21 protein-coding genes are annotated in these 20,782 nt (G+C 66.0%); 15 read left to right on the forward strand and 6 right to left on the reverse strand.

The genetic code is table 11. The annotated features are described in order from the left end of the window. Positions 1-17: 17 nt before the first annotated feature. From ACZK4Z_RS08355 to ACZK4Z_RS08365, 3 genes are all read left to right on the forward strand, one after another. Positions 18-1,259, forward strand: a complete 1,242-nt coding sequence (locus ACZK4Z_RS08355) for a lipoprotein-releasing ABC transporter permease subunit (protein ID WP_125895117.1) — start codon at positions 18-20, stop codon at positions 1,257-1,259. Then, a complete protein-coding gene (gene lolD / locus ACZK4Z_RS08360; protein ID WP_014036806.1) occupies positions 1,252-1,965 on the forward strand; it encodes a lipoprotein-releasing ABC transporter ATP-binding protein LolD in 714 nt (237 codons plus the stop codon). The genes ACZK4Z_RS08355 and lolD overlap by 8 nt, the downstream gene beginning before the upstream one ends. A 204-nt stretch (positions 1,966-2,169) precedes the next feature. Beyond that, positions 2,170-2,619: a DUF6491 family protein gene (locus ACZK4Z_RS08365; protein WP_032128869.1), complete on the forward strand. Its 450-nt coding sequence runs from the start codon at positions 2,170-2,172 to the stop codon at positions 2,617-2,619. Between the two features lie 74 nt (positions 2,620-2,693). On the opposite strand, the gene ACZK4Z_RS08370 is transcribed toward ACZK4Z_RS08365, so the two are convergent. From ACZK4Z_RS08370 to ftsY, 3 genes are all read right to left on the reverse strand, one after another. After that, positions 2,694-2,963 carry an oxidative damage protection protein gene (locus ACZK4Z_RS08370; protein ID WP_125895118.1) on the reverse strand — a complete coding sequence of 90 codons (270 nt, stop codon included), beginning with the start codon at positions 2,961-2,963 and terminating at the stop codon, positions 2,694-2,696. A gap of 5 nt (positions 2,964-2,968) precedes the next feature. After that, entirely contained in the window at positions 2,969-4,093 is a 1,125-nt protein-coding gene (gene mutY / locus ACZK4Z_RS08375) for an A/G-specific adenine glycosylase (RefSeq protein WP_125895120.1), read from the reverse strand. Between the two features lie 82 nt (positions 4,094-4,175). Next, complete coding sequence (gene ftsY / locus ACZK4Z_RS08380) at positions 4,176-5,504, reverse strand: signal recognition particle-docking protein FtsY (protein WP_125895122.1); 1,329 nt, start codon at positions 5,502-5,504, stop codon at positions 4,176-4,178. A gap of 129 nt (positions 5,505-5,633) precedes the next feature. Here ftsY and ACZK4Z_RS08385 point away from each other — a divergent pair, with 129 nt between their 5' ends. Beyond that, positions 5,634-5,933 carry a hypothetical protein gene (locus ACZK4Z_RS08385; RefSeq protein WP_032128872.1) on the forward strand — a complete coding sequence of 100 codons (300 nt, stop codon included), beginning with the start codon at positions 5,634-5,636 and terminating at the stop codon, positions 5,931-5,933. A gap of 241 nt (positions 5,934-6,174) precedes the next feature. Here the strand turns inward: ACZK4Z_RS08385 and htpG are convergent, their stop codons facing one another. Then, the gene (htpG, locus tag ACZK4Z_RS08390) at positions 6,175-8,064 is read right to left on the reverse strand and encodes a molecular chaperone HtpG (RefSeq protein ID WP_125895124.1); all 1,890 of its coding nucleotides are present in this window, start codon (positions 8,062-8,064) and stop codon (positions 6,175-6,177) included. 310 nt (positions 8,065-8,374) lie between these two features. On the opposite strand from htpG, the gene ACZK4Z_RS08395 reads away from it, so the two are divergent. From ACZK4Z_RS08395 to ACZK4Z_RS08430, 8 genes are all read left to right on the forward strand, one after another. Continuing rightward, a complete protein-coding gene (locus ACZK4Z_RS08395; protein ID WP_253143889.1) occupies positions 8,375-8,944 on the forward strand; it encodes a hypothetical protein in 570 nt (189 codons plus the stop codon). Then, the gene (locus tag ACZK4Z_RS08400) at positions 8,922-9,467 is read left to right on the forward strand and encodes a hypothetical protein (protein WP_125895128.1); all 546 of its coding nucleotides are present in this window, start codon (positions 8,922-8,924) and stop codon (positions 9,465-9,467) included. The genes ACZK4Z_RS08395 and ACZK4Z_RS08400 overlap by 23 nt, the downstream gene beginning before the upstream one ends. A 133-nt stretch (positions 9,468-9,600) precedes the next feature. Beyond that, the gene (rsmD, locus tag ACZK4Z_RS08405; RefSeq protein ID WP_125895130.1) at positions 9,601-10,179 is read left to right on the forward strand and encodes a 16S rRNA (guanine(966)-N(2))-methyltransferase RsmD; all 579 of its coding nucleotides are present in this window, start codon (positions 9,601-9,603) and stop codon (positions 10,177-10,179) included. A 26-nt stretch (positions 10,180-10,205) separates the two neighbouring features. Beyond that, a complete protein-coding gene (gene coaD, locus ACZK4Z_RS08410) occupies positions 10,206-10,715 on the forward strand; it encodes a pantetheine-phosphate adenylyltransferase (protein WP_032130277.1) in 510 nt (169 codons plus the stop codon). Positions 10,716-10,775: 60 nt separating this feature from the next. Continuing rightward, complete coding sequence (locus ACZK4Z_RS08415) at positions 10,776-11,267, forward strand: hypothetical protein (RefSeq protein ID WP_004153167.1); 492 nt, start codon at positions 10,776-10,778, stop codon at positions 11,265-11,267. 132 nt (positions 11,268-11,399) lie between these two features. Then, the gene (locus tag ACZK4Z_RS08420) at positions 11,400-11,681 is read left to right on the forward strand and encodes a YfhL family 4Fe-4S dicluster ferredoxin (protein ID WP_004153175.1); all 282 of its coding nucleotides are present in this window, start codon (positions 11,400-11,402) and stop codon (positions 11,679-11,681) included. Further along, positions 11,678-13,408 carry a gamma-glutamyltransferase gene (ggt, locus tag ACZK4Z_RS08425; protein WP_032130276.1) on the forward strand — a complete coding sequence of 577 codons (1,731 nt, stop codon included), beginning with the start codon at positions 11,678-11,680 and terminating at the stop codon, positions 13,406-13,408. The genes ACZK4Z_RS08420 and ggt overlap by 4 nt, the downstream gene beginning before the upstream one ends. A 120-nt stretch (positions 13,409-13,528) precedes the next feature. Beyond that, a complete protein-coding gene (locus ACZK4Z_RS08430; RefSeq protein WP_125895132.1) occupies positions 13,529-14,416 on the forward strand; it encodes an MBL fold metallo-hydrolase in 888 nt (295 codons plus the stop codon). 85 nt (positions 14,417-14,501) lie between these two features. On the opposite strand, the gene ACZK4Z_RS08435 is transcribed toward ACZK4Z_RS08430, so the two are convergent. Together ACZK4Z_RS08435 and upp are read right to left on the reverse strand one after the other, a co-directional pair. Next, positions 14,502-14,795 carry a PsiF family protein gene (locus ACZK4Z_RS08435; protein WP_032130275.1) on the reverse strand — a complete coding sequence of 98 codons (294 nt, stop codon included), beginning with the start codon at positions 14,793-14,795 and terminating at the stop codon, positions 14,502-14,504. Between the two features lie 146 nt (positions 14,796-14,941). Further along, entirely contained in the window at positions 14,942-15,574 is a 633-nt protein-coding gene (gene upp / locus ACZK4Z_RS08440; protein WP_005409099.1) for a uracil phosphoribosyltransferase, read from the reverse strand. Between the two features lie 213 nt (positions 15,575-15,787). Between upp and ACZK4Z_RS08445 the strand changes: the two genes are divergently transcribed. Genes ACZK4Z_RS08445 through ACZK4Z_RS08455 form a run of 3 tightly spaced genes read left to right on the forward strand, consistent with a single transcriptional unit; the run spans position 15,788 to position 20,780 of the window. Beyond that, positions 15,788-18,301: a TonB-dependent receptor gene (locus ACZK4Z_RS08445; RefSeq protein WP_263010093.1), complete on the forward strand. Its 2,514-nt coding sequence runs from the start codon at positions 15,788-15,790 to the stop codon at positions 18,299-18,301. Next, positions 18,301-19,416 carry an NHL repeat-containing protein gene (locus ACZK4Z_RS08450; RefSeq protein WP_125895136.1) on the forward strand — a complete coding sequence of 372 codons (1,116 nt, stop codon included), beginning with the start codon at positions 18,301-18,303 and terminating at the stop codon, positions 19,414-19,416. Before ACZK4Z_RS08445 ends, ACZK4Z_RS08450 begins: the two co-directional genes overlap by 1 nt. After that, positions 19,413-20,780, forward strand: coding sequence for a purple acid phosphatase family protein (locus ACZK4Z_RS08455; RefSeq protein ID WP_125895138.1), 1,368 nt, complete (start codon positions 19,413-19,415; stop codon positions 20,778-20,780). The genes ACZK4Z_RS08450 and ACZK4Z_RS08455 overlap by 4 nt, the downstream gene beginning before the upstream one ends. Positions 20,781-20,782: the final 2 nt, after the last annotated feature.

The following is a 20,782-nucleotide window of genomic DNA, read 5'->3' on the forward strand; positions in this document are numbered from 1 at the left end:
TTGACCGGCGTGCCTGCATGTTCAAACCCATTCCCGTGGCCATTGGCCTGCGCTACCTGCGCGCCAAGCGCCGCAACGGCTTCATCTCCTTCATCTCGATGGCATCGATCCTGGGCATCGCGCTCGGCGTCACGGTGCTGATCACCACCTTGGCCGTGATGAGCGGTTTCCAGAAGGAAATCCGCAGCCGCCTGCTGCAGATGACCGCGCACACCACCATCAGCCGTGACGGCGAGCCGATGCCGGACTGGATGCGCGTAGTCGACGTGGCCAGCAAGGACCCGCGCGTGGCCGGTGCTGCGCCGTACATCGAGATCCAGTCGATGATCAGCGGCCCGCGCGTGCAGGGCGCGATCATCCAGGGCATCGACCCGGCGCTGGAGCCGAAGGTATCGGTGATCGACAAGAAGGTCACCAAGGGGAGCTATGGCAGCCTCACGCCGGGCAGCTTCAACCTGCTTCTGGGCAAGGAACTGGCGATCTGGCTGGGCGTGGACGTTGGCGACCAGGTGCTGGTGACCTTCGCCGAAGTGCAGGGCACGCCTGCCGGTGCGGTGCCACGGATGAAACGCTTTACCGTGAGCGGCCTCTTCGAGGCCGGCTACAACGAGGTCGACCGAGGTGTCGGCTTCGCCAACATGAAGGACCTGGAGCGCGTGCTGCGTTCCGATGGTGCTACCGGCGTGCGGCTGAAACTGCACGACATGGACCGTTCGCTGGAAGTGGGCGTGGATCTGGCGCAGAGCCTTGGCGGCGCTTACCGCGTGAGTGACTGGACCCAGCAGAACGCCAACCTCTACCACTCGCTGCGCATGGAGAAGGTGGTGATGGGCATCCTGCTGTCGCTGATCATCGCCATGGGCGCGTTCAACCTGGTGTCCTCGCAGGTGATGCTGGTCACTGACAAGCAGGCCGACATCGCCATCCTGCGCACGCTCGGCCTGACCCCGGGCGGGGTGATGCAGGTGTTCATGGTCCAGGGTTCGCTGATCGGCATCTTCGGCACGCTGGCCGGCCTGATCGGTGGCATCACCCTCACACTCAACCTGGAGCGCATCCTCGGTGCCATCGAGAGCGTGTTCAACGTCAAGCTGATGCCGGAGGATGTGTACTACATCACCGGCCTGCCGACCGACATGCAGACCGGCGACGTGGTGGCGATCACCGTGGTCGCGCTGCTGATGAGCTTCCTGGCCACCCTGTATCCCGCCTGGCGGGCAGCACGCACCCAGCCGGCGGAGGCCCTGCGTTATGAATAAGGTCTTCAACCGCGGCGATGAAGTGATCCGCGCCGAAGCACTGGGCAAGACCTACGCCGAAGGACGCATGCAGACCCCGGTGTTCGATGGCCTGGACCTGACCGTGACCGCCGGCGAAACGGTGGCGATCATCGGTGCCTCCGGTGCCGGCAAGAGCACGCTGCTGCACCTGCTGGGTGGCCTGGACATTCCGACCGCCGGCGAGGTCTATGTGACCGGCCAGCGCATGTCAGCGCTGTCCGATACCGCGCGCGGCCTGCTGCGCAACCAGGCGCTGGGCTTCGTCTATCAGTTCCACCACCTGCTGCCTGAGTTCACCGCGCTGGAAAACGTGATGATGCCGGTGCTGCTGGCCGGTACTGCAGTGGCCGAGGCGAGCAGCCGGGCCACCACGCTGCTGGAAGCGGTCGGCCTTGGCCATCGCCTGGACCACAAGCCCGGCGAACTGTCCGGTGGCGAACGCCAGCGTGCCGCAGTGGCGCGTGCGCTGGTCAATCATCCGGCCTGCGTGCTCGGCGACGAGCCGACCGGCAACCTGGATGACCGCACTGCGGGCACTGTGTTCGAGCTGATGCTGGAACTGAATCGTGCGCGGCATACCAGCCTGGTGCTGGTGACCCACGACCGCAGCCTGGCACGGCGCCTGGACCGGGTGCTGGAGCTGCGCGAGGGGCGCCTGCACGCGCTGGCCCACGCCGACGTCTGAGGCGCCGGGCCCGCTTTGGTGGAAGCCGACCTTGGTCGGCTGCTCCTGCAGGGCAAGCGCCAACCAAGGTTGGCGACTACCGGAATCCGGAGCCTTGGGCCTGCTTGGGGCGACCGCCGACCGGCTGCTGAATGGGGTACTGGCTTTCGCGCCGGCGTTGTCTGCGCAGGCGCATGATGGCGACAGTTCCCCGAGGAGATCGCCATGAAGACCCCGATCCTGATGGCCGGACTCTGCCTGGCGCTGGCCGCCTGCGCGACCACCGGCCGGCTCAGCTCTGCCGAGAAACTTGACCTGTACCGTGCCCATGCCGGCGCGCCGCAGAACGACATGCAGTTCTTCGGCAGCCTCAACGGCTGGACCGAACTGGGTGATAGCGCGCTGGCGGTGTGGACGCGTCCCAGCGAGGCCTATCTGCTGGAATTGAGGGGGCCCTGCCAGGACCTGCCGTATGCCACCGCCATCGGCCTGACCAGCCAGATGAACCGTGTTTCGGCGCGTTTCGACAAGGTGCTGGTGCGCGACCCCACCGGCGGCCCGCGCATGCCGTGCTTCATCGACAGCATCCGCAAGCTGGACGTGAAGGCGCTGCGTGCCTCCGAGCAGGAGCTGCGCCAGGCGCAGGTGCAGGAGCGCGAGGAAAGCACGAAATAGCGTGGTAGTGCCGGCCGCTGGCCGGCATCGCGCAGATGCCAGGTTGCCGGCCAGCGGCCGGCACTACCTGTGTGTCAGGCTTCCGGGGTGAAGCCGGCCGGCTTTTCCGCGTCCTTCTCGAACAGGAACTTGATCAGTTCGCCTTCAAGGAACGCGCGATGCTCCGCCGTGCGCGGCGACAGGCGGTTCTCGTTGATCAGCATGGTCTGGTGCGCCAGCCACGCAGCCCAGGCCTGCTTGCCGATGTTGTTGAAGATGCGCTGGCCCAGTTCGCCGGGGTAGGGCACGAAGTCCAGGCCCTCGGCATCGCGTTGTTCGTACTGGCAGAAGACGGTTCGGGACATGGCATTCACTCGTGGTTGCGGGGTTTCTTGGAATTTCGTTTCGGCGTCTTGATCGTTGCGCCGTCGAGCAGTTTGCGGATCGGTGCCGGCAGGCCCAGCGCGTGCAGTTCGTCGCTGGCGACCCAGCGCAGCGTGGGTTCTTCCACGTGCAGGCCGTGTACCTGCCGCGACAATACCTGCAGATGCAGCTTGTAGTGGCTGAAGGTGTGCTGCAGCACCGGCAGCTCTTCGGCCTCTTCCAGCGAGCCGTCGACGTGCACGTCGAACCAGTCCTGCAGCACGCTGCCGGCATCGGCCTGCGGCAGCGTCCACAGCTGCGCCCAGATGCCGGTGTCCGGCCGCTTCTGCAGCAGCACACGCTGCTGGGCGTCGCGCAGCAGCAGCGCAACGGCCTCGCGCTCGGGCAGGGTCTTGCTGGGCTTGGGCGTGGGTAGTTCAGCCGTGCGGCCTTCGCGCCGTGCCACGCAGTCATCCTGCAACGGGCAGATCACGCAGGCCGGTTTGGCACGGCTGCACACCGTCGCGCCCAGGTCCATCTGCGCCTGCGTGTAGTCGGCCATGCGCCCGGCCGGCACCTGCATCACATGCGCCTCGGCGATCGCCCACAGCTGCTTCTCGATGGCCGGCAGCCCGGGGAAACCATCGATGCCGTGGTAACGGCTGAGCACCCGCTTGACGTTGCCATCGAGGATCGCGAACGGGTCGTTCCAGGCCTGGCTGAGGATCGCACCGGCGGTGCTGCGGCCGATGCCGGGCAGGGCATGCAATGCATCGAAATCACGCGGCAGGTCGCCGTCGTGCAGTTCCACGCAGCGCTTCGCAGCGGCATGCAGGTTGCGTGCGCGGGCGTAGTAGCCGAGCCCGGCCCACTGCGCCATCACCGCGTCGTTGCTGGCGGCGGCAAGGTCGGGCAGGGTCGGGAAGTGCTGCAGGAACCGCTGGAAATACGGGATGACCGTGGCCACCTGGGTTTGCTGCAGCATGATTTCCGACAGCCAGACCCGGTAGGGACTGCGCGGGTGCTGCCAGGGCAGGTCGTGGCGGCCGTGGTCGTCGAACCAGTGCAGCAGGCGGGCGACGAAACCGTCTTCCCGGGCAGTCTTGGCGCTGGCGTGCGGCTGGCGGGGCATCGGTGTTCCAGAGAGGCAGCCACCCGTGGGGTGGCTCTACTGGATTGCAGTAGAGCCACGCCATGCGTGGCTGCACGGTGTATCAGGCGCCCAGCGCTTCGGGCAGCAGGGCGTCGACGAAAGCTTCCGGGTCGAACACGCGCAGGTCTTCCGGGCGCTCGCCGATGCCGGCGAATCGGATCGGAATGCCGAACTCGCGGGCCAGTGCGAACACCACGCCGCCCTTGGCGGTGCCGTCCAGCTTGGTCACTACCAGGCCGGTCACGTTCACTGCGGCATTGAACTGGCGCAGCTGCGACAGCGCGTTCTGGCCAGTGGTGCCGTCGATCACCATCAGCACTTCGTGCGGGGCGGTGGGGTCGATCTTGCCGAGCACGCGGCGGATCTTGCCCAGCTCGTTCATCAGGCCGGATTGGGTGTGCAGGCGGCCCGCGGTATCGGCGATCAGCACCGAGGTGCCACGGGCCTTGCCGGCCTGCAGCGCGTCGAATGCCACCGAAGCGGCATCGGCGTTCTGCCCCTGCGCGACCACGGCCACGCCGTTGCGCTCGCCCCAGGCCTGCAGCTGGGCCACGGCAGCGGCGCGGAAGGTGTCACCGGCGGCCAGCATCAGGCTGTGGCCATCGTCCTTGAAGCGCTTGGCCAGCTTGCCGATGGTGGTGGTCTTGCCGACGCCGTTGACGCCGACGGTGAGCACCACGAAGGGCTTGGCGTTGCGGTCGATCAACAGCGGCTTGGCCACCGGCTGCAGGATTGCGATCAGCTCGGCGCGCAGCGCGGCCAGCAGCGCATTGGCGTCGGCGAATTCGCGCGATTTCATGCGCTTGCGCAGGCCCTCGACCAGGTCGGTGGTGGCGCCCACGCCGACGTCGGCGGTGATCAGTGCGGTTTCCAGCTCGTCCAGCAGGTCGTCGTCAAGCTTGGGGTTGCGCGAGAACAGGCCACCAAAGCTGCGCGCGATGACGCTGTTGCGCAGGCGCTCGCGCCAGCCGGGCTTGCCAGCCGGCGCCGGAACGGCGTCGATCGAGGCGGCGGCAGGCAGGTCGTCGGTGACCGGTGCCGGTGTCGGTGCCGGGGTGGGCTCAGGCAGCGGTACGGGGGCCGGTTCGATGGCCGGGGTCGCGATGGGGGCGACGTCGATCTGAGCCGACGGTGCAGGAGCTGCCGGAACCGGTGCGGCTGGGGCCGGAATAACCGGGGTGGGCTCGACAGCGACCGGAACGGCGGTTGCTGGGGGCGGCTCGACCGGTACAGGCTCGGCCGGTACGGCTACCGGCGCCGGCTCCTTGTCCTCGACCGGCGCGGCCGACGGGAATGCCGCCGCCAGCTCTTCAGCCGAGTAGTGCTGGGTCTTGGGCGCCTCCGTTGCGGGGGCATCCTGGGGCTTCTTGCGGCGGAAAAAACTGAGCATTGGCAAAAGGCGCTGAAATCAGAGGGATATGCTACCACTCGGGCCTGTCGGGCCGATGTGGACTCAAGGTTGCGGCCCACCGGCCGTTAACCGGTCCGGAGGGCTGCGTCGTGCGGCCCGGAGACCGCCATGGACAACGTGATGGGAATCGCCCTCAGCGGGATGCGTGCGGCCCAGCAGGGCGTGCAGGTGGCCGCGCACAACGTGGCCAACCTGGCGACCCCGGATGCCCAGCACCTGCAGTTGCAGCGCATTACCACCGAGCAGGGTGGGGTGCAGGCTTCGGTGGCGTCCATCGGCGCCGATGCCGGCGCGCCGCTGGGTGATCTGCTGGCCGCGAAAGCCGAGGTCGTGGCCTTTGCCGCCAATGCCACGGTGATCCGTCGCCAGGACCAGATGCTGGGCTCACTGCTGGATCGGGACGCCTGAACCCCCTCGGCAGCTGCCAACCGCCACCCCTGGTGGGTGCCAACCTTGGTTGGCACGCTCGACCCGCCCTGGTAGGTGCCAACCTTGGTTGGCACGCTTTTGGGGCGCCAACCAAGGTTGGCCTCTACCAGGGCAGCAGTGCCAACCAAGGTTGGCACCTACCAAAGCAGGAATGCCAACCAAGGTTGGCATCCACCAGCACCCGGTAGCGCCGGGCCATGCCCGGCGACCACCGCCTCGATCAGACCGACAGCTCCAGCAGCAGCTTGTTCAGGCGCGCCACATAGGCACCCGGATCCTTCAGGCTGTCACCGGCGGCCAACGCAGCCTGGTCGAACAGCACCCGGCCGAGGTCGTCGAAGCGCGCGCCATCGGCTTCGGCATCAAGCTTGGCGATCAGTGGGTGGCCCGGGTTGATCTCCAGCACCGGCTTGCTGTCCGGCACCTTCTGCCCGCTGGCCTCCAGGATCTGGCGCATCTGCAGGCCCAGGTCCTGTTCGCCGATGGCCAGCACAGCCGGCGAATCGGTCAGGCGGTGCGAGACGCGCACTTCGGCCACGTCATCGCCCAGCACCGTCTTCAGGCGCTCGACCAGGCCCTGCTTGTCCTTCGCCGCCGCTTCCTGTTCCTGCTTGTCCGCTTCGGTTTCCAGGGCGCCCAGGTCGAGGTCGCCACGGGCGATGTCGACGAAGCCCTTGCCGTCGAAATCGGTCAGGTAGCCCATCAGCCACTCGTCGATGCGGTCGGTCAGCAGCAGCACTTCCACACCCTTCTTACGGAACACTTCCAGGTGCGGGCTGTTGCGGACCTGGCTGTAGCTCTCGCCGGTCAGGTAATAGATCTTGTCCTGGCCTTCGGTCATGCGGCCGAGGTAATCGGCCAGCGACACGCTCTGCGCATCGCCGTCGCCACGGGTGGAGGCGAAGCGCAGCAGGCCGGCCACCTTCTCGCGGTTGTTGTAGTCCTCGGCCGGGCCTTCCTTCAGCACTTGGCCGAATTCCTTCCAGAACGTGGTGTACTGCTCCGGCTTGTCAGCGGCCAGCTTTTCCAGCATGTCCAGCGAGCGCTTGGTCAGCGCCGCCTTCATCGAATCGATGACCGGGCCGGACTGCAGGATCTCGCGCGAGACGTTCAGCGACAAGTCGTTGGAGTCGACCACACCCTTGATGAAGCGCAGGTACAGCGGCAGGAACTGCTCGGCCTGGTCCATCACGAACACGCGCTGCACGTACAGCTTCAGGCCCTTGGGTGCATCGCGGTGATACAGGTCGAACGGTGCGCGGCCGGGCACATACAGCAGCGAGGTGTACTCCAGCTTGCCCTCGACCTTGTTGTGGCTCCACGCCAGCGGATCGCTGTGGTCGTGTGCCACGTGCTTGTAGAACTCGGTGTACTCGGCGTCGCTGATCTCAGTGCGCGGGCGGGTCCACAGCGCGCTGGCGCGGTTGACGGTCTCCCACTCGCCGGCAGCGCCGTCTTCGCCCTCCTTGGGCATCTGGATCGGCAGGCCGATGTGGTCCGAATACTTCTTGAGAATGCTGCGCAGGCGCCAGCCATCGGCGAAGTCGTGCTCGCCGTCCTTCAGGTGCAGCACGATGCGGGTGCCGCGCTCGGCCTTGTCGACCGTGGCGACTTCGAAATCGCCTTCGCCGCGCGAGGTCCAGCGCACGCCTTCGCCTGCAGCCAGGCCAGCGCGGCGCGAGGTCACTTCCACTTCGTCGGCGACGATGAAGGCACTGTAGAAGCCGACGCCGAACTGGCCGATCAGCTGCGAATCCTTCTTCTGGTCGCCGGACAGCTGGCGCAGGAAATCGCCGGTGCCGGACTTTGCAATCGTGCCGAGGTGGGCGATGGCTTCGGCGCGGCTCATGCCGATGCCGTTGTCTTCGATGGTGATGGTGTGGGCGGTGGGGTCGAAGCTGACGCGCACGCGCAGTTCGCTGTCGCCTTCCAGCAGGGCCGGCTGGGTCAGGGCCTCGAAACGCAGCTTGTCGGCGGCGTCGGCGGCGTTGGAGACCAGCTCGCGGAGGAAGATTTCCTTGTTGGAGTACAGCGAGTGGATCATCAGTTGCAGCAGCTGCTTGACTTCGGTCTGGAAGCCAAGGGTTTCGGTCTGGGTGGTCTCGGTCATCGATAAGGCTCCGTGTGCAATGCCGCGCCAGCGCGTGCGGCCTCGCCAAGGGGTATGGCTGATTGTCCCGAAATCAAGGGGGCGAGCGGGGGGGGGGCGTGAATCCCGTTGGATTGCCTTGACCGTTCGCTGCCATCACTCGCGTGGGTCGCATTTGGCCCTGCTCAAGGCGGTCGGTCAGCCCCAGGGTCGCGTCAGCCAGGCACACGATGGGCTGATCCAAGGGGGGCGCCCAGATTGTCGTATTCAATCTCTTGTCTTGCCCAGGAAAGCCGGTCAGGGTCGTGAGACAATTCAGCGGGGCGGTTCGATGGCGATAATCACCATGACAAGGCATCTGGATTTCGATCAGTTCCTCAGGGAGCAGAATGCAGGGAAGGCCGAACGCGGCAACTTGGTTGACCGCAAGGCTCAATGGCTGGAGAAAATCCAGATTCTCTATGCGACTGTCCAGGAAATTCTTTTTCCGTACATAGAGCGCGGCGCCATGGGGGTCCGTGTGTCCAGCATGGAGCTCCGTGAAGAGTTGCTGGGTAGTTACGAAGTGCCGAGTCTGAACATCGACCTGGGAAACAGCAGCGTACGCTTCGTTCCGGTAGGGACGATCCTGCTGGGGTCGCCTGGGCGTGTGGACCTCGTGGGGCCGCACGGCAAAGTCCGCTTCGTGCTGACCTTGCCGGATGCAGATCGACCGATACTTGTCGGGTCGACCGCTTCCGAAGGGGCTCGCCCCGACAAGCAGCCGAAACCGATGGATCTGGCTGCGTACGTCTGGAAAGTGTCCACGTCTCCGCCCCTGATCCGCTACAGCGCTCTGGATCCGGAAGCACTGCAGTCGGCCATCATGGATGTTGCCCGTGGCCAATCCGCTCGTCGTTAATCCCGATCTTCCCAATTACATGCACGTGATGGGACATCACGCCACCACACGCGCAGCGATCGACCTGCTCTTTTCCGAAGACAATCCTGACAACTCGGACCTATCCCGGCAGGAGCTCGAAAAGCGCCGCAAGGCATGCGTCCAAGTCCAGCAAAATCGGGACATGATGGCGTTGCTGGCCTTTCTGGAAGCATGTTTCCGATTGGACTACGCAAACAGAAAGCGTCTGAAGCTCAAGGATGGACTGTCCAGGGTCCTCATCAGGTTGTTCAATCGCAAGCGCAACAAGGCCGCGCTCATGGACGACATCGTCAAGGCCTGGCTGCAGCAGGGTGTGCTGACCCATCACCAGTACGACCGTATCAACAGCGCATTCCAGCTTCGGCACTGGATTGCCCATGGACAGTATTGGTCCCCAGCGAAGATCAAGCCTCATGATCTTTGGGAAGTGGCCGAGTTCGTAGAGAGTCTGGTCAATGCGCGGATGTTTCAGAGCGATGGAGTCGACCTGGCTGGGGCGTGATCCCGACATTGGAGTCCCATGCCCCCCAGGTGACCTGCGGTGACCGTTGATTCGACGCATCCCCGGGCGCTGCCCGGACGACTACAATCCCGCTCATGCTGAAATTCTCGAATACCTCCCGCCGGGGGAGCCGATGAGCGGCCGTGGCGGCAATGAAGGCCAGGTCCGCATCATCGGCGGGCGCTGGCGCAATACCCGCCTGCCGGTGCCGATCCTGCCGGGGCTCCGCCCCAGCAGCGACCGTGTGCGCGAAACCCTGTTCAACTGGCTGATGCCCAGGCTCGGTGGGGCCCGCGTGCTGGACCTGTTCGCCGGCAGTGGCGCACTGGGCCTGGAGGCGGTCTCGCGCGGTGCCGCACACGCCACCCTGGTCGAACGCGACGCGCAGCTGGGACGCAATCTGACCGCTGCCGTGACCAAGCTGCAGGCCAGCGACCAGATCAGCGTCGTGCAGGCCGATGCCCTGCGCTGGCTGCAGGGCGCGCCGGCGCAGCAGGCCGATCTGGTCTTCATCGACCCGCCGTTCGCCGACGGCTTGTGGCAGGACGTGCTGGCGCAGCTGCCGCGGCATCTGGCCGCCGATGCCTGGCTGTACCTAGAATCGCCGGCCGGCCACGTGCCGGTGCTGCCGCCGGACTGGCTGCTGCACCGCGAGGGTGGCACCCGCGAGGTGCGCTTTGCCCTGTACCGCCGCGCCACTGCTACACTTTGACCTCATCTGAACATCTGCAACCGCCCATGACCGTGGCCAATCGCCGCATCGCCGTTTACCCCGGCACGTTCGACCCCATCACCAATGGTCATATCGATCTGGTGAGCCGGGCCGCGCCGCTGTTCGAAAAGGTCGTGGTCGGCGTGGCGCAGAGCCCGTCCAAGGGCCCGGCGCTGCCGCTGGAGCAGCGCGTGCAGCTGGCGCGTGGCGCGCTGGCCCACCACAGCAACGTCGAGGTCATCGGCTTCGATACCCTGCTGGCGCATTTCGTACGTTCGGTCCAGGGCGGGGTGCTGCTGCGCGGCCTGCGCGCGGTGTCCGACTTCGAGTACGAGTTCCAGATGGCCAGCATGAACCGGCACCTGATCCCCGAGGTCGAGACCCTGTTCCTGACCCCGGCCGAGCAGCACAGCTTCATTTCGTCCTCGCTGGTCCGCGAGATCGCGCGCCTGGGCGGCGACGTGTCCGGCTTCGTGCCGGCCGCGGTGCTCGAAGCCCTGCGCAAGGTCCGCGAAGCGAAGTCGGCACAGTCGTAAGCCCCGCTGTACCCGCACCCCATTACGTACAACACCACGCACCATTCCGGGAGGAAACCCATGAACACCACCATGCGCGCGATGCTGATCGCTTCGTTGGCCCTGGCCTTCACCGCCTGCAAGAAGGAAGAGGCCGCTCCGGTCGACGAGGCCAAGCAGGCCCTGGTCGCTCCGTCCAAGGACGACGATGCAGGCTGGAAGAAGTACCTGCAGGAAGTGGCGATCCAGAACATGGGCAACATCACCAACAGCCCGTTCCTGTACTACCTCTCGCCGGAATCGGACCCGGACTTCCAGGCCAAGTACGAGCGCCAGACCGAGAGCGCGACCCAGGCCGTGGCCCGTGGCGTGCAGCCGGGCAACATGCTGGCCTTCGGTTCGTCGGCCTCGGGCAAGATGGCTGACATGATCCAGGCCGTGTTCAAGGACGTGTCGCCGGATTCGATGAAGGGCGTGCGCGTCGTCTTCATCGGCCAGTCGGCCGACAACGCCCGCGTACAGGCTGCGATCCAGCCGACCGGTGCCGAATACATTTTCGTCGAAGCCAAGTAATACCGAGCCATGGCGGCCATGCTCCGGCATGGCCCGGGCGGCGTCCTGCAAGGGCGCCGCTGATGACCTGACCGGCCCGCGCGCCCGCGCTGGCCGGTCCTTTGTCCCAGGGCGCGGGCGAGGAGTATCGCCGTGTCGCTGAAAATCAACGAGCTCTGCGTCAACTGCGACGTATGCGAGCCGGCCTGCCCGAACCAGGCCATTGCGATGGGTGAAACCATCTACGTGATCGACCCTGCGCGCTGCACCGAATGCGTGGGTCATTTCGACGAGCCACAGTGCGTGGTCGTCTGCCCGGTCGAGTGCATCGACCCGGACCCGGAGATCGTGGAAACGGAAGACCAGCTGCTGGCCAAGCTGCGCCAGCTGCAGCACGATCACCCCGAACTCTACGCGGAGCCCCCATCCGAATGAAGACGCTGATCGTCCGCCCCCTGTTGCTGCTCGGCCTGCTGCTGAGCCCGATTGCCTGGGCCGACAGCCCGGCCCGTGCCGAGCGCCCCGATGGCGCGGCCATTGCCAGCGGCCATGCGCTGGCCACCCAGGCGGGCATCGACATCCTGGCGCAGGGCGGCAACGCCTTCGATGCCGCGGTGGCGGTATCGTCCACGCTGGCGGTGGTCGAGCCGATCAGTTCCGGCCTGGGCGGCGGTGGCTTCTTCCTGCTGCACGACGCGGCTACCGGCAAGGATGTGATGCTGGATGCGCGCGAGACCGCACCGGCCGCTGCGACCCCGCAGGCGTTCCTCGACAAGCAGGGCAACCTCGACCGTGACCGCTCGGTCAATGGCGCCTGGTCGGCCGGTATCCCGGGCCTGCCTGCGGCGCTGGTCGAGCTGTCGGCCAAGCACGGCAAGCTGCCATTGGCGACCTCGCTGCAGCCGGCGATCCGCATCGCGCGCGAAGGCTTCCCGGTGTACGACCGCATGGCCAAGGGCTATGCCTCGCGCCGTGAAGTGATGGAGCGCTATCCCGGAACGCGCGAGGTCTACCTGCGCAACGGCAAGCCGATCGCCAGCGGTGACCTGTTCAAGCAGCCGGAGCTGGCACAGACGCTGGAGCGCCTGGCCGCAGGTGGCTTCGATGGCTTCTACAAGGGCCAGACCGGAACGCTGTTGCTGGCCGGCGTGAAGCAGGCCGGCGGCAAGTGGACCGCTGAAGAGCTGGCCGGTTACCGCGTGAAGCAGCGCGAGCCGATCGTGTTCAACTACAACGGCTGGAAGATCACCACCGCGCCGCCGCCGTCGTCCGGTGGCATCGCGCTGGCCAGCATGCTGCAGATCCTGGAAGGCTGGGATATCAAGAAGATGGACCCGGCGCACCGTACCCACCTGGTGGTGGAGTCGATGCGTCGCGCCTACCGCGACCGCACCTTCTTCCTCGGCGATCCGGACTTCGTGCAGATCCCGCAGAAGGTGCTGACCAGCAAGGACTACGCACAGGGCCTGCGGGCGACCATCCATCCGGAGAAGGCCACGCCCAGCGACCTGCTGTCGGGCAACCCGACGCCGCTGGAAGACGACGAGACCACGCACTTCTCGATCATCGACCGCGACGGCAACCGCGTTGGCGCCACCCAGACCGTCAACCTGCTGTACGGCTCGGGGCTGATTCCCAAGGGCACCGGCGTGCTGCTGAACAACGAGATGGACGACTTCGCGCTGAAGCCGGGCACGCCCAATGCGTTCGGTGTGATGGGCTATGAAGCCAATGCGCCGAAGCCGGGCAAGCGCATGCTCAGCTCGATGACGCCGACCTTCATGGAGAACGCCGACAAGGTGGTGGTGCTGGGCACCCCGGGTGGCAGCCGCATCATCACCATGGTGCTGCTGGGCATCCTCGGCTACGACGACGGCCTGGATGCGCAGCAGGTTGCCGCACTGCCGCGCTACCACCACCAGTGGCTGCCGGACCTGATCGAAGCCGAGGACGATGCGTTCGACGCGGCGACGGTGAAGCAGCTGCAGGCGATGGGCCACAAGATCGACCTGCCGGGCAATGTCGCCGCGGGTGGCCGCGGTTCCAGCCACGTGTGGGGCAACCTGCAGACCGTGGAATGGGACCGCAGGGCCAACAAGCTGTTCGGTGGCAGTGACCCGCGCAACCCGGTGGGCAGTGCCCAGGTGGTGCCGGCACACTGATCCGGTGGTGCCGGCTGCTGGCCGGCAATCCGGCTGATTATCGAAACCCCGCCTTTGCCGGCGGGGTTTTCTGTTTCCCTTCTAGCGATTATTTAACGAGCCGGCGCCGATAATCGACACATGAAACTCTGGTCTATTCGTGGAAACTCGCAGCGCCTTGATGGCGGCGCGATGTTCGGCAACGCGCCGCGCGCGTTGTGGGAAAAATGGGCGGCACCGGACGAGCTCAATCGCATCGAGCTGGCCTGCCGTGCGCTGCTTGCCAGCCCGCTGGAAGGCAAGACGGTGCTGTTTGAAACCGGTATCGGCGCGTTCTTCGATCCGCGCATGCGCGAGCGCTACGGCGTGCAGGAAAGCCAGCACGTGCTGATCGATTCGCTGCGCGAAGCCGGCTTCGAGCACGAGGATATCGACGTGGTGGTGCTCAGCCACCTGCATTTCGATCATGCCGGTGGCCTGCTGGCGGCATGGAGCGAAGGACGTGAGCCCGAGCTGCTGTTCCCCAACGCAACCTATGTGGTCGGCGCGCAGCATTGGCAGCGCGCCGTGCAGCCACACCCGCGCGATCGCGCCAGCTTCATTCCGGAACTGCCGGGCCTGCTGCAGGCCAGTGACCGGCTGGAAGTGGTGGACGGGGAGTACTCGAAGGCGCTCGGCCGCAGCGTGCGCTTCAGTTACAGCGACGGGCATACACCGGGGCTGATGCTGGCCGAGATCGTCGGTCACGCGCATCCAGGCGAAAGTGCGCATGGTGGCGTGGTGTTCTGTGCCGACCTGATCCCGGGCCGCTCATGGGTACACGTGCCGATCACCATGGGCTATGACCGCAATGCCGAGCTGCTGATCGACGAGAAGCGGCAGTTCCTGGAAGACAAGCTGGCGCGCAACGTGCGGCTGTTCTTCACCCACGACCCGCAGGTGGCATTGGCGCAGCTTGGCAGGGATGACAAGGGGCGTTTCGTGACCCTGCACGAGCAGGGTGAGCTGAAGGCACGCGCCCTGGGGTAATGGCATGGCCGGGCAATGCCCGGCCTTTTACTGATGACGGTATATCCACGCCATGCGTGGATGGCGTTTCATCCGGACACGACCATTACGACGCCTTCAGGCAGCTGCTCATGAAGGTCTTGCGCGCATCACCGGCCAGCTTTTTGGCGCCCGCGTCAGCGTTGCACTTGCGCATGCGTTCCTGCTGCGTATTGACCGGCTTGGCGTCGGCGGCGTGGCCGCTGAGGCAGGAGCTCTGTGCAGTCTTGTAGGCATCGCCCTTCAGCCCCTTGTTCTTGGCCGAACATTCGGCCATGCGCTGCTGCTGCGGAGTGGTGGCATTGGCAGCCAGGGGCAGGCCGACCAGCAGGACGGCGGCCAGCAGGAAAGAGGCTTTCATCGGGAGCTCCAAGGGTAGCGGGTGCGCGGAGCATTCGCTTCCCGGCGCCAAGAGCACGTGAAGAATCGCAACGCGGCCGCGATGGCCTGCGCTGTTGGGGTCAGACCCCTTTCGCGGCGAAAGGGCTCTGACCCCGGTTCTTCGGATCAGCCGACGCGGGTACCGAAGATGCGGTCACCGGCATCGCCCAGGCCCGGCAGGATGTAGCCCTTGTCGTTGAGCTGGGCATCGATGGCCGCGGTGTAGATCTCCACGTCCGGGTGCACGGCCTTGACCGCCTCGATGCCTTCCGGCGCGGCCACCAGGAAGATGCCCTTGATGCGGCGGGCGCCGGCACGCTTGAGCATGTCGATGGTGGCGATCAGGGTACCGCCGGTGGCCAGCATAGGGTCCAGGATCAGCGCGTCGCGCTCTTCCAGGCGCCCGGTCAGGCGCTCGAAGTAGGGCACCGGCTGCAGGGTTTCCTCATCGCGCTGCAGGCCGACCACGCTGACACGGGCCGCCGGGATCAGCGACAGCACGCCGCTGAGCATGCCCAGGCCGGCGCGCAGGATCGGCACCACGGTGATCTTGGCGCCCGCAATGCGCTGCACGGTGACCGGGCCGGCCCAGCCGGGCAGGGTGTGCGGCTCGGTGTCCAGGTCGGCGGTGGCCTCGTAGGCCAGCAGCGTACCCAGCTCGTTGGCCAGTTCGCGGAAATCCTTGGTGCTGAGCGCAGCGTTGCGCATCAGGCCGATCTTGTGCTGCACCAGCGGGTGGCGCACTTCGACGATCTTCATGGTCGGAAGGGGAAAAGGAGAGAGGGCGCCATTTTGCCGGATCGGCGGGCCGAACCCAAACCGGGCCGTGGCCCTGGTACGCGAAATGTGCAGATGCATGTCATTGCCATGCAACCTTGCGGACATACCGTGCAGACCCATTCTTAACAGGAATGGGGATTCCCAGTGCATATCAAGACTCCGTTGGCCGTTGCCATCACCCTGACCCTGGCGATGGGGGCCGCAGCCCCGCTGCAGGCGGCCGGGCAGCAGGCGGTAGCCGCCACCGGCGCCGTGGCGTCCGACGCGGTCGACCTGGACCGCATCGAAGTGCGCGCCCAGCTCGAATCACAGATCCGCGCGGTTGACCTCAAGCGCAGCAGTGATGCGATCGAAGACGCCGTGTCCTCCGATGCACTGGGCCAGTACCCGGACAAGAACGTGGCCGAGTCGCTGCAGCGCCTGCCGGGCATCAGCGTGACCCGCGACCAGGGCGAGGGGCGCTTCGTGGTCATCCGTGGTCTGGACGCCAACCTCAACAGCGTCAGCGTGGATGGCATCGCCATCGGTACGCCGGAGGATTCCAGCCGCGCCGCACCGCTGGACGTGATCCCGTCCGACTCCACCGAGCGCCTGCGCGTGGTCAAGTCGCCGACCCCGGACATGCCGGGTGATGCCATCGGTGGCGCCGTGCTGGTGGAATCGGCCTCGGCCTTCGACCGCAACGGTCGCAGCCTGCGTGGCAAGATCGAAGGCAGCCACCAGCAGTTGTCCGGTGAGACCAGCCCCAAGGCTGCCTTCAACTACAGCGAAGTGTTCAACGACACCTTCGGTGTGGCGCTGGGCGTGAACTACCAGAAGCGCAAGTTCGAGTCGGACAACACCGAAGTGGAGTATGACGGCAAGGACGATGCCGTCCCCGGCGATGTCACCGCGATCAACCTGCAGCACCGCAAGTACGAGATCGAGCGCAAGCGCATCGGTGCCAACCTCAACCTCGACTGGCGCCCGAATGAAGACAGCAAGTACTACCTGCGCACGCTGTACAGCCAGTTCGACGATGCGGAGACCCGCCAGCGCGTGATCTTCAACTTCGACGACGCGAAGATGGTCAAGACCGGCACCGACCAGTACCGCCTGGATGGAATGCCGAAGGATTCCATCGACAAGCGCATGCGCTACCGCACCAAGAAGGAAAACACCTTCGCGGCCAGTCTCGGTGGCGAGAACAAGCTGACCAACGCCGTGGTCGATTACCGGATCGGCTACACCCGTACCGAAGAGCGCGTGAACGACGAGATGGAGGCCCGTTTCAAGCTTGATGGCAAGGCCTTCAATGGCACCCTCGACCAGCGCAGCCGCCTGCCCAGCTACAGCTTCGACAACCCGCAGTGGCTGGACAACAGCAACTACGCGTTCGACCGCTTCGTGCTCTCGCCCAAGCAGGTCAACGACAAGGAACACAGCGCGCAGGTCAACGTACGCTTCGACGGCGACAGCAGCAGCATCAAATTCGGCCTGCTGGGTCGCTGGCGCGACCGTGACGTGAATGTGGACGAGCGCGAACTGCGTGTCGGCCCGAAGGTGGCGCTGTCGAGCTGGAGCACCTCCTCGCCGGAGCACCGCCACGGCAACCTCGGTGACGGCATGGATTCGGCCGCGATGCGTGCCTTCTGGGCGGCCAATGGCGGCCAGTACAGCGCCCGTCCCCAGGATGCCGGTGGCAACGCAATGACATCGCTGGAAGAGGACTACGTGGCCAGCGAAGACATCTTCGCCAGCTATGCGATGGGCACATGGGACGTGGGCGCGCTGCGCATCATCGGCGGTGTGCGCGTGGAAAACACCCAGTTCAAGGCGGTCGGCAATCAGGTGGACGTGGCCTCCAACGGCCGCAGCTTCACCGTCACCCCGAGGGTGGCCAACAGCAGCTACACGAACGTGCTGCCGGGCCTGCACCTGCGCTACGACGCGGCCGATGACTGGGTGCTGCGCGCCTCGGCCAACAAGACCGTATCGCGCCCGTCCTTCGGTGACATCTCGCCGCGCGTGGGCTACAGCCGCGGCGACGAGGAAGTGCGCCTGGGTAATCCGGAACTGGATCCGTACGAGTCGAAGAACATCGACCTGTCGGTGGAGAAGTACATCGGCAGCACCGGTATCGTTTCACTTGGCCTGTTCCACAAGTCGATCGATGGCTACATCGTGCAAACGGTGCGGACCAATGATCCCGCTTATGGCGGCTTTGACGTGACCCAGCCGATCAATGGCCGCAAGGCCACCGTGCGTGGCGCGGAATTCAACTGGCAGCAGCAGCTGGCCTTCCTGCCGGACGGCCTGGATGGCCTGCTGGTCGGTGCCAGTGGCACCTGGCTGGATACCAAATTCGATGCCGGCATCAAGGACCGTGCAGGCGAGGATTTCACACTGCCGCGCGCCTCCAAGCATGTCTACAGCGCACACATCGGCTATGAAAAGTACGGTGTAAGTACACGCCTGGCGGCGGTATACCGCAGCGAGTACCTGGACAGCATCGGCAAGGGCCGGGCGTTCGACATCTACGTTGCGCCGAACACCCAGCTCGATTTCTCGCTGGACTACAAGTTCACCCCGCGCGTAAGCATGTACTTCGAGGCGCAGAACCTGCTGGACAAGCCGCTTGAGCTGTACCAGGGCACGCGCTCGCGCACCCTGCAGATGGAAGAATACGGTCGTACCTACGCGCTCGGCCTGAAGGTGGCACTGTGATGGGGCGTGGCATCACCGTCCTGGCGGTCGCGCTCGCGGCGACCCTGGCCGCCGGCTGCACGCCGGCGACCGGCAGCGATCCGGCCGCGGCCCCTACGGCAGCGAAAGCCGGGGGCGCGCGCACGGTGACCACCATCGCCGAAGCCTTCCTGTCACCGATGACCCCGGCCGACAACATCGACTCGCCGGCGGCCTGGCGCGCGCCGGACGGCGCGCTGTGGCTGATCGCCACCGCCAAGGCCACCGACAAGCTGGTGGTCTACGACGGCAGCACCGGCCAGCACCTGCGTGACGTCGGCAGCAGCGGCTCCGCGCCGGGGCAGTTCGACCGCCCAAACGGCATCGCGGTAATCGACGACCTGCTGTGGATCGTGGAGCGCGACAATCACCGCGTGCAGGTGCTGAGCCTGCCGGACTTCGCGCCGCTGGCGACGTTCGCTGCGGACGACCTGCGCAAGCCGTACGGGCTGTGGGTCGACCGCCGTGCCGATGGCTACAGCGTCTACGTTACCGACTCCTGGGACAACGGCGAGGATGCGCAGGGGCGTGACATCCTGCCGCCGCTGGCCGAGCTGGACAAGCGCGTGCGCCAGTACCACGTGACCCGCGACGGTGCGAAGGTCGAGGCGAAGCTGGTGGCCAGCATCGGTGACACCAGCGAAGCCGGTGCGCTGCGCGTGGTCGAGTCGATCTGGGGCGACCCGGAGAATGATCGCCTGCTGATCGCCGAAGAGGATGAAAGCTACGCCAGCGAGTTCAAGGTCTACACCCTTGCTGGACGCTTCACCGGCACCACATTCGGTCGCGACGTGTTCAAGGCGCAGGCCGAAGGTGTGACCCTGCGTACCTGCGGCAAGGACGGCTGGTGGATCACCACCGAACAGGGCAAGCAGCGCAGCGTGTTCCATCTGTTCGACCGGCACACGCTGAAGCCGGTGGGCGCGTTCCAGGGGGATACCGTGGCCAACACCGACGGCATCTGGATGATGCAGCAACCCAGTGCGCGCTTCCCGCACGGCGCACTGTATGCAGTGCATGACGACCAGGGCGTGGTGGCGTTCGACTGGGAGAGCATCGCCAAGCAGCTCGCGCTGCCGCTGGAGTGTGGCGCATGAGCGGCCAGTGCGTGATGCGTTCGCTGGTGCTTGGCCTGCTGCTGGCAATGCCGTCGCTGTCGTTCGCAGCGGCCGAACCGAATACCCAGGTGTCAGCGGGCAGCCGGCATTACGCAGCGACGGCGGTGCCGGATCGCATCGTCGCCTCGCCGGCGGTGGATCCCAGCCACGGTTTCGCCGTGGCCTGGCGTACTGACGGCAGCGTGCAGGCACCGCTGCTCGAGATTGCCCTCGCCGGGGATTCGCCGGCGATCGAGGGCATCCGCCAGGTGCGCGCAACGACCCGCGCGCTGCAGACCGAGAACGGGCTGTCGCATCATCATCGCGCGGACATCAGCGGCCTGCAGCCGGATACCCAGTACGTCTACCGCGTGCAGGGCAACGGCAGTTGGAGCGCCTGGAACCAGTTGCGCACGCTGGCCGCGGCCGATCAGCCGCTGACCCTGCTGTACTTCGGTGATACCCAGAACAAGAACGTCAGCCATGTCAGCCGTGTAGTGCGCGCCGCGCAGAAGGCCGCACCGCAGGCACGCATGAGCCTGTTCGCCGGTGACCTGGTCAGCGGCGGCGACAACATGGATGACAGCGAATGGGGCGAGTGGTTTGCCGCCACCGGATGGTTGGCGCAGGAAACACTGGTGGCCCCGGCGATCGGCAACCATGAGTACTTCGAGGAATTCGAGGACACGCCGCAGGAGCGTCGCGTGCTGGGCCGGCACTGGCCGGTGACCTTCGCGCTGCCGGGCAATGGCGCCACCGCCGCGCAGCAGACCAGCTACTGGTTCGATGCGCAGGGTGTACGCGTGGCGGTGGTCGATGGCACCTCGGCACTCGACCTCGGCACCGCCAAGGCACAGGCGCAATGGCTGGACAAGGTCCTGGCCGGCAACCGGCAGCCGTGGACCATTGTGCTGCTGCATCAGCCGTTCTACTCACCCCGCGAAGGCCGCGAGAACGCTGCGCTGCGTGACGTGCTGCTGCCGGTGGTACGCCGCCACAACGTCGACCTGGTGCTGCAGGGCCACGATCACACCTATGGTCGCCGTGGCGAAGGGCAGGCCGCGACGCCGCAGTATGTGGTGACCGTGGCCGGACCGAAGCAGTACCGCCTTTCCGACGAAGCACGCAGGACGATGGATCCGGTGGCCGAGGATACCCAGTTGTTCCAGGTGTTGAACATTGATCCGCAGCACCTGCGCTATGAAGCACGCACGGTGACCGGGCGCCTCTACGACGCCTTCGAACTACGCCGCGATGCCAAGGGCGCAAAGCAACGCACGGAGTTGACCGAAGGCCGCATCGCACCGCGCGACTGCCCGCGTGCGCAGACCGCCAAGGGTCGCGCCGACCGCTGCTGGGAATGACG

It is taken from the genome of Stenotrophomonas sp. 71799_Sma, from assembly GCF_056482505.1.

Excerpts from the sequence above, each read along its gene's own strand:
- ACZK4Z_RS08450 (WP_125895136.1), top strand. The coding sequence starts at position 18,301 with ATGGGGCGTGGCATCACCGTCCTGGCGGTCGCGCTCGCGGCGACCCTG.
- ACZK4Z_RS08385 (WP_032128872.1), top strand. The coding sequence starts at position 5,634 with ATGGACAACGTGATGGGAATCGCCCTCAGCGGGATGCGTGCGGCCCAG.
- ACZK4Z_RS08355 (WP_125895117.1), top strand. The coding sequence starts at position 18 with ATGTTCAAACCCATTCCCGTGGCCATTGGCCTGCGCTACCTGCGCGCC.
- lolD (WP_014036806.1), top strand. The coding sequence starts at position 1,252 with ATGAATAAGGTCTTCAACCGCGGCGATGAAGTGATCCGCGCCGAAGCA.
- upp (WP_005409099.1), bottom strand. The coding sequence starts at position 15,574 with ATGAAGATCGTCGAAGTGCGCCACCCGCTGGTGCAGCACAAGATCGGC.
- ACZK4Z_RS08370 (WP_125895118.1), bottom strand. The coding sequence starts at position 2,963 with ATGTCCCGAACCGTCTTCTGCCAGTACGAACAACGCGATGCCGAGGGC.
- ggt (WP_032130276.1), top strand. The coding sequence starts at position 11,678 with ATGAAGACGCTGATCGTCCGCCCCCTGTTGCTGCTCGGCCTGCTGCTG.
- htpG (WP_125895124.1), bottom strand. The coding sequence starts at position 8,064 with ATGACCGAGACCACCCAGACCGAAACCCTTGGCTTCCAGACCGAAGTC.
- rsmD (WP_125895130.1), top strand. The coding sequence starts at position 9,601 with ATGAGCGGCCGTGGCGGCAATGAAGGCCAGGTCCGCATCATCGGCGGG.
- ACZK4Z_RS08430 (WP_125895132.1), top strand. The coding sequence starts at position 13,529 with ATGAAACTCTGGTCTATTCGTGGAAACTCGCAGCGCCTTGATGGCGGC.
- ACZK4Z_RS08455 (WP_125895138.1), top strand. The coding sequence starts at position 19,413 with ATGAGCGGCCAGTGCGTGATGCGTTCGCTGGTGCTTGGCCTGCTGCTG.
- ACZK4Z_RS08395 (WP_253143889.1), top strand. The coding sequence starts at position 8,375 with ATGGCGATAATCACCATGACAAGGCATCTGGATTTCGATCAGTTCCTC.
- ftsY (WP_125895122.1), bottom strand. The coding sequence starts at position 5,504 with ATGCTCAGTTTTTTCCGCCGCAAGAAGCCCCAGGATGCCCCCGCAACG.
- mutY (WP_125895120.1), bottom strand. The coding sequence starts at position 4,093 with ATGCCCCGCCAGCCGCACGCCAGCGCCAAGACTGCCCGGGAAGACGGT.
- ACZK4Z_RS08415 (WP_004153167.1), top strand. The coding sequence starts at position 10,776 with ATGAACACCACCATGCGCGCGATGCTGATCGCTTCGTTGGCCCTGGCC.
- ACZK4Z_RS08365 (WP_032128869.1), top strand. The coding sequence starts at position 2,170 with ATGAAGACCCCGATCCTGATGGCCGGACTCTGCCTGGCGCTGGCCGCC.
- coaD (WP_032130277.1), top strand. The coding sequence starts at position 10,206 with ATGACCGTGGCCAATCGCCGCATCGCCGTTTACCCCGGCACGTTCGAC.
- ACZK4Z_RS08435 (WP_032130275.1), bottom strand. The coding sequence starts at position 14,795 with ATGAAAGCCTCTTTCCTGCTGGCCGCCGTCCTGCTGGTCGGCCTGCCC.
- ACZK4Z_RS08445 (WP_263010093.1), top strand. The coding sequence starts at position 15,788 with ATGGGGGCCGCAGCCCCGCTGCAGGCGGCCGGGCAGCAGGCGGTAGCC.